The organism is Leisingera sp. ABM4_060 (assembly GCF_056158765.1).
Genome location: NZ_JBSWTX010000001.1, coordinates 2234272 through 2245969 on the forward strand (window position 1 = coordinate 2234272; position 11698 = coordinate 2245969).

The following is an 11698-nucleotide window of genomic DNA, read 5'->3' on the forward strand; positions in this document are numbered from 1 at the left end:
ATGGCCCTTCACGACCCCTACGGCACCGCCGAAACACCGCGCAGCGCCAGCCGCATCATCTATCTGGCGCTGGCCGCGGTGCTGACCTTTCTGATCTGGGCCGCCTTTGCCTCCATCGACGAAATCGTGCGTGGCGAAGGTCAGGTTGTCTCCTCCTCCCGCGCCCAGATCGTGCAGAACCTCGAAGGCGGCATCCTGGCCGAACTGCATGTGCGCCAGGGCGATGTAGTCTCGGCCGGCCAGGTGCTGGCCAAGCTGCAGGATACCAAATTCCGCACCGCAGCCGATGAACTGCAGAACCAGATCGACGCGCTGGAGATCAAGCGACACCGGCTGGAAGCACAGATGAAAGGCGCGTTTGAGTTCACCGTGCCGGACATGCTGGCCCAGCGATCCCCCGGTATTCTGGCCTCGGAACGCGGCCTGCTGACCGCCCGCCAGACCGACTTCAGCAGCCGCCGCGACAGCGCCCGCCAGATCATGAACCAGCTGAACGCGGAACTGGCCAACATGGAGCGGCTCTACAAGCAGAAGATCGTGGCACTGATCGAGGTGAACAAAGCCCGCAACGCCGCCACAGACGCGCGGGCCAAATACAATGAGATCGGCACCCAGGCAGAGCTGGAGCAGGCCGAGGAATACTCCCAGACCCTGCGCGAGCTGACCACCCTGCGCCAGGAGCAGCGGCTGGCGGTGGACCAGCTGAACCGCACCATCATCACCTCCCCCATGGCCGGCATCGTCAACAGCCTGGCGGTCACCACCATCGGCGGCGTGATCCGCCCGGGCGAGGAGATTCTGGAAATCATCCCGCTGGGCGAGGAGCTGTTTGTCGAGGCGCAGGTCAAGCCCGAGGATATCGCCAGCGTGCAGCCCGGCCAGGACGCCACCATCAAGCTCTCGGCCTATGACTACACCATCTACGGCTCGCTGCGCGGCAAGGTGGATTTTGTCTCCGCAGACACATTCGAGGATGAGCGCAACCCGCGCGCCGAGCCCTATTACCGGGTGACGGTGCGGGTCGACAAATCCGGCTTCACCGAGCGCCAGCAGGCCATCGAGATCCGCCCGGGCATGCGCGCCACGGCAGAACTGCAGACCGGTGCCAAAACCGTTCTGCAATACCTGCTGAAACCGCTCTACAAGTCGCGGGAAGCCCTGCGCGAGCCCTGATACTGCCGGTCCCGGGCGAGGAAGGCAGAAGGTTCAGCCGGCCCGCCGCATCAGGTCCCGCAGCGACGCATCCAGGGCCGTTCCGATCGACACCCGCCGGTTGCCCATCGCCGCCTTGGCAGAGATCACCGACACCAGCCGCGGCGGCTGGCCGGGACGCAGTTCCAGCACCGGCGAGCCCGAGGCGCCGAAATCCACCAGGCAGGACATCACCAGGGTCCGGCTTTGGCGCGCCAGAACGCTGCAGGACTCCTTCAGGCGCTGGCGTGTGGCATGGCGGCGTGTATAGGACAGCACCCCCAGAACGTCCCCGCGCTCGGCACCGCTCGACATCGCCAGCGGCTGGATCTGGCTGCCGCTGATCGGCCGGTCCAGCTTCAGCACCGCCAGATCATTGCCGATCTGATGCGCACCCGCCGGGCGGTAGCTGTACTGCGGATGCATCACCGCCCGCACAACCTGCCGCAAGGCCACGGCCCGGCGGCCGGACAGCCCCGCTTCAAACCAGATTGTGGCCGGGTCAACCCGGCCGCCGGTTCGCGGATCAAACAGACAGTGCGCCGCCGTCAGCACCAAATCAGGTGCGACCAACGCCCCCGTGCACATGTTCCTGTTATTTATGTTCAGCCGTCCAACGGCCTCCCACCCTTCAATCGACCTGACGCCTGACCGCGTGTCATCCGCGGCCGCGCCAATGGGCATGCCCAGGGACAGGCATGCCGCAATCGCAGCAATAAGAAGTCTCATTACTCACTCCAGCTTCCCACAAAGGCATCGTTATTCAGGCGTGCGGCTGGAATGAGGCCCAATATTGCAAGGCGGAGACGAATTTATGGACAGATTGTGGCAGCGTTAACAATTCTCTAACCCCCCGGTTATTGATGCTTAACCATGGCAAAAAATGACCCGTCAATGCTAGGGAAACCCGAACAACCTGAGTATTTTTTTCGAAAACAGGCCGGTCTGCTGGGGATTTTCCTGCAACGAAGCCATTTTTTCTCCCTGTGAGCGAAAGCTGGCGACGATTCGGCACCTGTTTTTCTGCCCCCCGCGGCTGGCCGCGGCACGCACATGCCTTTCGAAAACGGCCGATGGCAAGGCATGCTTCCGTGCCCAAATAGTTAACAGCCCGCCTTTGCCCCTGCCCTGCGCCGCCCCCGCAATCTCTTGGTCCGAAGCCGCGCACAGCAAGTTGCTATGCAAATAAATCAAAAATCCATCACAAAATACCAAGTGTGTTAACTGATCAAAAATCCATCTAACGTTGTATAAATCGGGACTTGCGCGCACAGCGCATGCCTGAGGCGTCCGCGCACGGATGCCTCTTCGCAGGAGGTTAGGTTAACCGTGTTCAAATCGCTGAAACTCGCCCACAAGCTGCCGCTGCTGATCGTCGGGACCACGCTGACGCTTACCGTTATTCTGATCGCCCTCAGCACGAACTATTTCCGGCGCGGCGTACTCCATGACTCCGAAGTCTTCATGCAATCGATGGTGCGCGACCGGGAACTGGCGCTGCAATCCTACCTGAAAAGCATCGACGCGGCCATTCTGACTATTGCCTCAGTCCCTTCCACCACCAAGGCCATGCAGGATCTCGGTATCACTTGGTCAACACGGGGAGGTGCCGGGCAGTCGGACGTCCAGAACCTGTCGATGTTTGCCTCGGCGGCATCGCCCTATGACCTGCATTTCGAGCGCAGCCATTCAGCGTTTGAGAAGGTCATGACACGCATGGGGTTTTACGACATTTTCCTGATCAGCCCTGCCGGTGATGTGATCTTCTCGGTCACCAAGGAAAGCGACTATGCCAGCAACATGGTATCCGGCCCCTACCGCGAGACCGGTTTGGCCAAGGTGTTTCGGCTGGCCGCCGCCGGCGTAGCTGAGCGGGTCTATTTCTCGGACATCGAGAGCTATGCGCCCAGCGCGGATGCACCGGCGGCCTTTGCCGCCACCCGCATCCTGGATGAAAACGGCCGGTTTGCCGGTGTTTTTGCGGTACAAATCCCGATTGACGAGATCGCCCGGATCACCACAAACTTTGATGGCGACCTGGCGACCCTTGATGTCTACCTGATCGGAAAGGACTTCAAGGCCCGTACACCGTCGCGCCTGGATGGCGGCCACGAAGTGCTGGAAGAACTCCCGCACCTGCCGTATATCGAGTCCGCCTTTTCCGGCGGCTTGGAGGCCGGGGCAAGCGCTGGCCCTGATGGCCCCCAGACTGTCTTGTTCCACCCCGAAGTCGAAAAGGAGGACGGCCGCACCGTTGCCGCCGTAACCGGTCCGCTCAATTTCAAGGGTATTCAATGGGCTGTGGTCGCCGAACGCAGCCGCGCAGGCATCCTGGCCCCTGCCGCCCGGCAGCGGCAGGTGATGCTGCTGGTTTCGTTGTCCTGTGCCACCGCAATCTCTTTCCTCGGCTGGCTGTTTGCCTGCTCGGTAACACGGCCGATCAACCGCATTTGCGAACATATGGAGGCGGTCTCCTCCGGCAACCTGGACACCAGTATCGAAGCCGCTTCGCGGCGGGATGAAATCGGCAAGATCGGCAAGACATTGGTGTCGATGCAAGCCGACCTGAAACAGGCCCGCCGGGCGGAAGAACGCCGCAACGAATTGCAGCGGGAACAGCAGTTCGTGGTCGAAAGCCTGAGCGCCGGCCTGGTGCGCCTGTCGGCCGGGGACTTCTCGCAGCCAATCAGCGAAGCCTTCCCCAGGGATCACGAACAGCTGCGCCATGACTACAACCTGACTCTGGAGACCCTGAATGAGACCGTGCATCAGGTTGTCGTCGCGGCCGGCAGTATCCGCAATGGCGCCGCTGAAATCAGCCAGGCCTCGGATGATCTGTCGCACCGCACCGAAAGCCAAGCGGCAACGCTGGAACAGACCGCTGCGGCGCTGGATGAGCTGACAGCCTCGGTCACCGAGGCCGCCGAAGGGGCCCGCAGCGTCGAGGCCACAATGGAAGAGGCCCGTGTCGAGGCGCAGTCCAGCGACACCGTGGTGCAAAACGCGATGGCGGCAATGACCGAGATTGAGCAGAGCTCGACCCACATCGGCAAGATTATCGGGGTGATTGACGATATTGCCTTCCAAACCAACCTCCTGGCGCTGAATGCCGGTGTCGAGGCGGCACGGGCTGGCGAATCCGGCAAGGGCTTTGCAGTTGTTGCAGCCGAGGTGCGGGCGCTGGCGCAGCGCTCCTCCGATGCCGCGATGGAAATCCAGGCGCTGATCAGCGAAAGCTCTCAGCAGGTTGACCGCGGTGTCGATCTTGTTGGCAAGGCGGGCGAAGCGCTGCAAAGCATCGTGGCACGGGTGACCCACATCTCGCAGCTGGTCTCCGGGATAGCCCAGGGGGCCGTAAAGCAGTCCACCGGCCTCAACGAGATCAATTGCGGGGTGACGCAGCTGGATCAGGTGACTCAGCAGAATGCCGCCATGGTAGAGCAGGCCACTGCCGCCGGGCATATGCTGAACTCTGATGCAAGCAAGCTTGCGGAGCTGGTGGCCCACTTCACGATCAGCGATCAGCCTGGCGCCGCCGGCTCCAAGCCCTCAGCTCCGCCCCCCCTTCAAGCCGCCGAGGTGCAGAAGGACATGAGCGGGACTTGGGAGGATGGCGAAACACCCCCGGCTGACAGCGGCCCGGCCCAGCCCGCTGCCACGGGCACAGATGGCCTGGTCAAATGGGAGGACTTCTGAACAGGGCAAGGTGTTCTATGCTGTTTTCCCGGCCGGCCGTTTCGAATTGCAGAGTGAAAAATCCCTGCGCCGGTCTTTCCCGTGACGGCACTGCCTGCGGTTTGACTTGACGGCAGCCCTGGCCCCCAGGCAAGCCGTGCTGAAAACCGGCTTCTGTCAGCTTGTAGCTTGCCGGCTCCGGCAGATCGGGTGATGCCCATAGCATTGCTGCAAACACACAAAGTGCCCGGCAAGTCCAGTTCCTTTGGAATCAAGGCATCCGGGATGCAATTGGCTTCGCTTCAAATCAGACCACCGTTCACGTGGATAATCTGGCCAGTCACATAAGAGGCATCTTTGCTCAGAAGAAAGGCGATGGTGCCGGCCACCTCTTCCGGGTCACCCAGCCGGGCCAGCGGGATACGGGTTTCGATCTGCCGCAGGGTTTCGGCCTCTAGACCGTCTGCGGTGCCTGTATCCTTGCGGATATAGCCCGGAACCACACAGTTCACGGTGATCCTGTCCCTGGCCAGCACCAGCGACAGGCTGCGTACCGCAACCTCCACCGCGCCTTTGGATGCGGCTGATGCAGGAAACTGCGGCATGTCGGTACGAAAGACATGTGCGGTGAAACTGCTGACACCCACAACCCGTCCCCGGCAGGAGGCCGCCAGCATCGGCTGCGCCGCCTGCACGAGCTCGAAAAAGCTCTGGCTATTGCCCTGAAAGCCATAGGCGATGTCAGCCGGCGCCATGTCTTCGAAAGGAACCAGAAGCGGAAACCCAGCGTTGGCCACTAGAGCATCCAGAGCGCCGAACCGTTCCTGATGTGCCTGCACCACGGCCCTGCCCGTACCGGCTTCGGCCAGGTCTCCCAAGACGGTCTCAACTTCCGCCCCCATGCCCCGGGCCTGGTCCGCCACCGCCTGCAACCGGGCTGCAGAGCGGCGGGTGTGCAAAGTCAGGCGTGCTCCCGGCCGGGCCAGACGAAGCGCCAGCGCAGCACCTATGCCGGAAGCTGCACCAGTGACAGCGGTTGCGATCCCATCACTCATGCGGGTGTCTCCTCCCAGTTCTGGCCCGTGACCCAATCACAGAAGTTGCCGACGCCGCTGACCCGCCGGTGCGCCCGCGGCAGCACCAGGTAAAACCCGGGGATCTGCTCTGGCGGCATGGCCAGCAAGGTATCTGTTCCGAGCGGCGCCACAAGATCGCCCGCGCGGATATCGCGTTCGGCATCGGCGCGCGAGATCAGGCCCACCCCCATCCCCGAAAGCGTTGCCCGGCGCATAGTCGCGGCGTCATGAAAGGCGATTTCCGAGGAATCCCCGGCCGCATCCAGCCCAAAGAAGTGCAGAATATCCTGCCACAGCGAATTCTGCAGCACTGGATGCAGCAGCGTTTCGTTCAGCAGGTCTGCCGGCGTCTTGATCCGCGCTGCGACCTCTTGCGTGCAGCAGATCAGCTTGTGATCCTTGAGCAGCAGCGTCGTGTCCAAATCACCCCAGCCGCCGTACCCCCATTGCACCGCCACATCGATGTCGTCGCGGGTAAATTCCGGCGTGTCGACCATGGTCGTCATCCGTAGATCGCTTTGAGGCACGAACTCGCGGAACATCTCCAACCGAGGCAGCAGATAGCGGGTGGCGAAATAGGGCGAGACGTTCAGGGTGATCCGGTCCTTGTACTTGCGGTTGGTAACCCGGCGCACGCCTTCGGCAAGTTCTTCAAACCCGGCCTCGACATAGCGGGCCAGCAGGATCGCGGCCTCTGTCGGCTCGATCGAGCGGCCGCGGCGTTCGAACAGGGTGACCTGCAGAGTGTCTTCCAGCAGCTTGATTTGCTGACTCACCGCCTGCGGCGTCACCAAAAGCTCGTCCGCGGCGCTGCGGATCGAACTGTGGCGCGCCGCCGCATGGAACGCCTTAAGCGCGTTCAGCGGCGGCAGTTTGAGGCGGCTTTGGGTCATGACACCATAGGTATGTTATTCAAATCACGGCCTTTTCCAGGAAAGGCTCATTCCTGACAACCCGATCATAGCCGATTTCGCTCAGGTCGAGCGCGCGGAACTCGCCATAGGCGATCCATTCCGCCACCCCGCGCCCGACTGCCGGCGACTGCTGCAGCCCGTGGCCGGAGAAGCCGTTGGCAAAGATGAAGTTCTCCACCTCGTTATGGGGCCCGGCGATCACGTTGTGGTCCAGCGTGTTAAAAGCATAGTGTCCGGCCCAGAAATTCACCAGCTTGATCGCCTCAAACGCCTGCGAGCGCCCGGCCAGGTCCATCCAGATCCGCTCGAACTCCTCGTGGCGCGGCTCGAAGTCGTCCCAATCCACCGCCGGATCCTCGGACGGAACGGTGCCGGAGAGGAAATACTTGCCTTCCGGGCGGCAGAAACTGCCGGAAGGGTCGATCATCAGCGGCAGCCGGCCGTTGTTCACATTGGCGGTGCCTTCGGGCGTTTTGGCGCAGTCAAACACAAATAGCGAGCGTTTGCGCGGCTCGACCGGGATCGTGAGCCCCGCCATCGCTGCAGTCTGTGCCGCACGTGGGCCGGAGGCATTGACCAGGGTGCCGCAGGCAATGGTCTGGCCGGATTTCAGGGTAACGCCGGTGATGCGGTCCCCTTCGCGGGTGATGCCTGTCACCTCGTCAATCAGGTAGTCAACGCCCTGGGCGCGCGCCTTTTTGCGGAAGCCGTTCATCAGCCCGGTGTTGGAAAACCAGCCCTCCCCCGACTGGCCATAGCTGGCCAGTTGCAGATCATCCACCCGCAGGTGCGGGAAGGCCTGTTTGATCTGGTCCGGTTCCCACAATACCACGTCAGCGCCGAGGGATTTCTGCACCGCGTGGTTTTCGCGCAGGATCTGCACCTGCTCGTCCGTCGACGCCAGGAACAGATATCCGCCCTCGTGAAAGCCCAGGTCAGGCTTGTCGCCGTCCACTTCCATGGCTTCGGCGAAATTGCGGATGAACTCAGTTCCGAACTGGCCGATCCTGACGTTCACCGGGTTGGAGAACTGATTTCGGATCGAGGAGGAACTGAGCGAGGTCGAGGCCTGGGCAAATGTCGGGTCGCGCTCGATGATCAGCACCGAGCCGTTGAAATCCGGGTTTGCGGTCAGGAAATAAGCCACCGCCGAACCGATCACCGCACCGCCGATGATCACCACGTCATAAGAGTCACGCATCACTTTGCCTCGTCTGCCGGGTGGCCCAGCTCGCAGAACCAGCCGCCGATGTATTTGACGCCGGGGGCGTTCGGGTTGGGAATTTCTGTTTTCGCCTCCATCGCTTCGCGGAAGGGGTCGGCGCTGTCCTGCGGGTGATAGCCGATGTGGCCCGCCTTGCTGTCATCCACCACCTTCAGGCGGTTGTCCGAGAGGCCGTGGCCGATGGTGTGCCCCAGCCGCGGCGCGGTCAGGCCACGTTCGACATATTGCACACAGTCACGAAACGACAGCCAGCTCCACAGCATCCGCCGGTCGGCAGGCTCCGGGAAAGAAGAGAAGATGCGCAGGCACAGGCTTTCGATTCCGAATTTGTCCCAGTAAAGGCGCGACAGGCTTTCGACAAAATTCTTCGAGACGCCATACAGGCTGTCGGGGCGCACTGGGCTGTCGGCGTCGATATGCGCTTCCATTTCGTGATAGCCTATGGCGTGGACCGAGGACGCATAGATCACCCGCTTGGCACCATGCTTCCGGGCGCCTTCGTAAATGTGGTAGGAGCCGCGGATGTTGCTGTCGAGGATGGTTTCGAATTCCACCTCCAGCGGCGCACCGCCGAAATGCACGATGGCGTCGACGTCCTTGGTCAGCGCCATGACAGCCTCGTAATCGCCCAGCTCGCAGACCACGGCTTCTTCATGGCTCTGCACATCCGCCATTTCGACACGGTCAGAGATGCGCACATGCTCGGCCAGATGCGCCAGCCCTTTGCGCAGCTCGGAGCCCAGGCGGCCGGCAGCGCCGGTAATCAGAATACGGTTGAATTGAGTCATGGTGTTTTCCTCAGCGCAGACGCCCGACGGCGTCACGGATACGGGCAATGGCTGCCAGGAGCACTTCATCAGCTGTGGCGGTGGAAAGACGGAAGAAGGGTGACAGCCCGTAGGCAGCGCCAGGTACCGCCGCGACACGGGCCTCATCCAGCAGGTATTTCGTCACCTGCGGATCGGTCTCCAGCACCGTGCCATCGGGTGCGGTTTTACCCATGATGCCCGAACAGTCGATATAGGCATAGAACGCTCCTTGCGGCGCGTCCAGCACCAGGCCGTCAATGGCGTTGATGCCTTCCACCACCAGATCACGGCGGCGTTCGAAGGCTTCCTGGAAGCGGGCGACCTCATCCTGCGGCCCGGTCAGCGCGGCCACCGTGGCCGCCTGTGCAATGGAACCGGCATTGGTGGTGGACTGGCTTTGCACCGTGGTCATGCCCTTGATCAGCCCGGTCGGCCCGGCCCCGTAGCCAATCCGCCAGCCGGTCATCGCATAGGCTTTGGAGACGCCATTGACGATCAGCGTGCGGTCACGCAGCCCGGGGCAGGCCTTGCCGAAGGAGGTGAACTGCAGCCCGTCGAACAGGATGTGCTCATAAATCTCGTCCGACAGGATCAGCAGGTTTGGGTGATCGGCCAGGACTGCGCCAAGCGCCTGCAGTTCACCTTCGGAATAGACCGCCCCGGAGGGGTTGCCGGGCATGTTCAGGATCAGCCATTTCGACCTGGGTGTGATCGCGGCCCGCAGCGCCTCAGGCGTCAGCTTGAAGCCATCGGCGCGGGTGCATTCGACCACAACGGGCGTGCCGCCGAGCATCAGCGCCATGTCCGGGTAGGAGACGAAATAAGGCGCGGCCAGGATCACCTCGTCGCCCTCCTCCAGCGTTGCCATCAACGCGTTGAAGATGATCTGCTTGGCACCATTGGCGACGACGATTTCATCCGGCGCGAATTCGAGTCCGTTTTCGCGGCGGAATTTTTCGATCACGGCCTGCTTGGTGGCAGGCGCGCCGCCGGTGGCCGTGTAGCGGGTGTCGCCCTCCATCGCCGCAGTGTGGGCTGCCGCAATGATGTGATCCGGCGTGTTGAAATCGGGCTCGCCGAGACCGAGATCGGCAACTTCGACCCCTTGCGCCGCCAGCGCCCTGGCCGCTTGGCTGACCGCCATCGAGGGCGAGGGCTTCACTACAGACATACGTTTTGCCAGCATGGTCATTTGTCTTCCGTCACATATCCGGCCAGCAGGTCGGCGGCGCAGTCTTCGTCACTGCGCTCTTCAGCCGGGCCAAAGCCGCCGCCTCCGGGGGCCTTTAGAATCAATCGTTTACCGGCGGGCACATGCTGCCAGCCCTTGGGGCGCAGCTGCGTGCCGTCGTCCAGCGCCACCACACCGGGCGCGCCCTCACCGCCGCCGTCGCGGCCCCGGGCCGGGTGGTTCACCCGGTCGAACATTGCGGAAAAGTCGAACTCATGGCCTTCGGCAGGCGCAATCTCGATCACCTGGCCAAGGCCGCCGCGCAAGCGGCCTTCGCCGCCGCTGTCCGGGCGCAGCTCCTTGCGCCAGACCACTATGGGGCCGGTGTGTTCGGTGGCCTCGATCGGCATCGTGTGCACGCCCGAGGGGAACGCGGTGGCTGCCAGACCGTCCAGCCCCGGCCGCGCGCCGGTGCCGCCAGAGTTGAACATCAGAACCTCGGCGCGGTGTCCCTCCTGCCCCATTGCGGGACGGGCAGAGATATGGATGTTCCACAGCGCAGCGGCACCTTCGGCCATGATCTGGCCCGGCAGCGCCTTGGCCAAGGCACCCAACACCAGATCCGGCACCATATGGCCCATCACATGGCGCAGGCTGACCGGTGCAGGACGTGCGGCGTTCAGAATGTTGACCGGCGAGGTCACCGTGAACGGCTCCAACGACGCAGAATTGTTCGGGATATCCGGTGCCACAACGCATTTCACGGCATAGCAGGCATAAGCCTTGGAATAGATCAGCGGGCAGTTGATGCCCCATTTGCTGATCCCGTCCGTGCCGGTGAAATCCACATTCACCTCGCCGTCCTTGACTGACAGGGTTGTGGCAAGTTTCACCGGTTCGTCATATCCGTCGACGGTCATGCCATTCTGCCAGCAGCCCTTGGGCAAACCCGCGATACGCTCCAGAGTAGCCGCACGGGAGCGCGAGAAGATGAACGCCCCCAGTTCATCCAGACTGTCCATGCCGGTCTCTGCCATCATGTCGATCAGGCGGCGGTGGCCGACCTCGTTGCAGGCCGCCAGCGAATAGAAATCACCCACCACCTGGTTGGGTTCGCGCACGTTGTTGCGCAGGATGTTGATCAAGTCCCGGTTCACCTTGCCCTGATCCGCGAATTTCATGATCGGGATCAGGATGCCTTCCTCATAGACCGACTTGCCATCCGCGCCAAAGCCGCGCCCGCCGACGTCCACCACATGGGCCGTGCAGGCGAAAAAGGCGACCAGCTTGCCGTCCTTGAAGGAGGGCGCGACCATGGTGATGTTGTGCAGGTGGCCGGTGCCCTTCCACGGGTCGTTGGTCACATAGCAGTCGCCCTCGAACATCTCCTCGCGCGGGATTTCAGCCAGGAAGTGCAGCACCGCCTCGGCCATGGTGTTGACGTGGCCAGGGGTGCCGGTCACCGCCTGCGCCAGCATCAGCCCTTCGGGGTTGAAGACACCGGCCGACAGATCGCCCGCCTCGCGGACCGAGGTGGAGAAGGCCGTGCGCAGCAACGTCAGCGCTTGTTCCTCAACCACCGAGATCAGCCGGTTCCACATCACCTGCATGCGGATTTCTGAAAGTCCTGCCATGGT

At 62.5% G+C, this 11698-nt stretch carries 9 protein-coding genes; 2 read left to right on the plus strand and 7 right to left on the minus strand.

All coding sequences use genetic code 11. The features are described 5' to 3' along the window. Nucleotides 1-1173 (plus strand): HlyD family type I secretion periplasmic adaptor subunit, encoded by a 1173-nt coding sequence (locus ACXAEH_RS10900; protein WP_475035563.1) that lies wholly within the window; start codon nucleotides 1-3, stop codon nucleotides 1171-1173. A 33-nt stretch (nucleotides 1174-1206) separates the two neighbouring features. On the opposite strand, the gene ACXAEH_RS10905 is transcribed toward ACXAEH_RS10900, so the two are convergent. Continuing rightward, nucleotides 1207-1920 (minus strand): trypsin-like serine peptidase, encoded by a 714-nt coding sequence (locus tag ACXAEH_RS10905; protein ID WP_475032706.1) that lies wholly within the window; start codon nucleotides 1918-1920, stop codon nucleotides 1207-1209. A gap of 600 nt (nucleotides 1921-2520) precedes the next feature. Here ACXAEH_RS10905 and ACXAEH_RS10910 point away from each other — a divergent pair. After that, nucleotides 2521-4887: a methyl-accepting chemotaxis protein gene (locus tag ACXAEH_RS10910; RefSeq protein ID WP_475032708.1), complete on the plus strand. Its 2367-nt coding sequence runs from the start codon at nucleotides 2521-2523 to the stop codon at nucleotides 4885-4887. A gap of 281 nt (nucleotides 4888-5168) precedes the next feature. Here the strand turns inward: ACXAEH_RS10910 and ACXAEH_RS10915 are convergent, their stop codons facing one another. Genes ACXAEH_RS10915 through ACXAEH_RS10940 form a run of 6 tightly spaced genes read right to left on the minus strand, consistent with a single transcriptional unit; the run spans nucleotide 5169 to nucleotide 11695 of the window. Beyond that, on the minus strand, nucleotides 5169-5921 hold the full coding sequence (locus ACXAEH_RS10915) for an SDR family NAD(P)-dependent oxidoreductase (protein WP_475032710.1): 753 nt from the start codon (nucleotides 5919-5921) through the stop codon (nucleotides 5169-5171). Then, nucleotides 5918-6835: a LysR substrate-binding domain-containing protein gene (locus ACXAEH_RS10920; protein ID WP_475032712.1), complete on the minus strand. Its 918-nt coding sequence runs from the start codon at nucleotides 6833-6835 to the stop codon at nucleotides 5918-5920. The genes ACXAEH_RS10915 and ACXAEH_RS10920 overlap by 4 nt, the downstream gene beginning before the upstream one ends. A 19-nt stretch (nucleotides 6836-6854) precedes the next feature. After that, on the minus strand, nucleotides 6855-8057 hold the full coding sequence (locus ACXAEH_RS10925) for an NAD(P)/FAD-dependent oxidoreductase (RefSeq protein WP_475032715.1): 1203 nt from the start codon (nucleotides 8055-8057) through the stop codon (nucleotides 6855-6857). Next, nucleotides 8057-8869, minus strand: a complete 813-nt coding sequence (locus ACXAEH_RS10930; protein ID WP_475032717.1) for an NAD-dependent epimerase/dehydratase family protein — start codon at nucleotides 8867-8869, stop codon at nucleotides 8057-8059. Before ACXAEH_RS10930 ends, ACXAEH_RS10925 begins: the two co-directional genes overlap by 1 nt. Before the next feature lie 10 nt (nucleotides 8870-8879). Continuing rightward, the gene (locus ACXAEH_RS10935) at nucleotides 8880-10082 is read right to left on the minus strand and encodes a pyridoxal phosphate-dependent aminotransferase (protein ID WP_475032719.1); all 1203 of its coding nucleotides are present in this window, start codon (nucleotides 10080-10082) and stop codon (nucleotides 8880-8882) included. Further along, nucleotides 10079-11695 carry a hydantoinase B/oxoprolinase family protein gene (locus tag ACXAEH_RS10940; protein ID WP_475032720.1) on the minus strand — a complete coding sequence of 539 codons (1617 nt, stop codon included), beginning with the start codon at nucleotides 11693-11695 and terminating at the stop codon, nucleotides 10079-10081. The genes ACXAEH_RS10935 and ACXAEH_RS10940 overlap by 4 nt, the downstream gene beginning before the upstream one ends. Between the last annotated feature and the right edge of the window lie 3 nt (nucleotides 11696-11698).

Coding starts and splice junctions, on each gene's coding strand:
- ACXAEH_RS10900 (WP_475035563.1), top strand. CDS start 1: ATGGCCCTTCACGACCCCTACGGCACCGCCGAAACACCGCGCAGCGCC.
- ACXAEH_RS10935 (WP_475032719.1), bottom strand. CDS start 10,082: ATGACCATGCTGGCAAAACGTATGTCTGTAGTGAAGCCCTCGCCCTCG.
- ACXAEH_RS10905 (WP_475032706.1), bottom strand. CDS start 1,920: ATGAGACTTCTTATTGCTGCGATTGCGGCATGCCTGTCCCTGGGCATG.
- ACXAEH_RS10930 (WP_475032717.1), bottom strand. CDS start 8,869: ATGACTCAATTCAACCGTATTCTGATTACCGGCGCTGCCGGCCGCCTG.
- ACXAEH_RS10920 (WP_475032712.1), bottom strand. CDS start 6,835: ATGACCCAAAGCCGCCTCAAACTGCCGCCGCTGAACGCGCTTAAGGCG.
- ACXAEH_RS10925 (WP_475032715.1), bottom strand. CDS start 8,057: ATGCGTGACTCTTATGACGTGGTGATCATCGGCGGTGCGGTGATCGGT.
- ACXAEH_RS10940 (WP_475032720.1), bottom strand. CDS start 11,695: ATGGCAGGACTTTCAGAAATCCGCATGCAGGTGATGTGGAACCGGCTG.
- ACXAEH_RS10915 (WP_475032710.1), bottom strand. CDS start 5,921: ATGAGTGATGGGATCGCAACCGCTGTCACTGGTGCAGCTTCCGGCATA.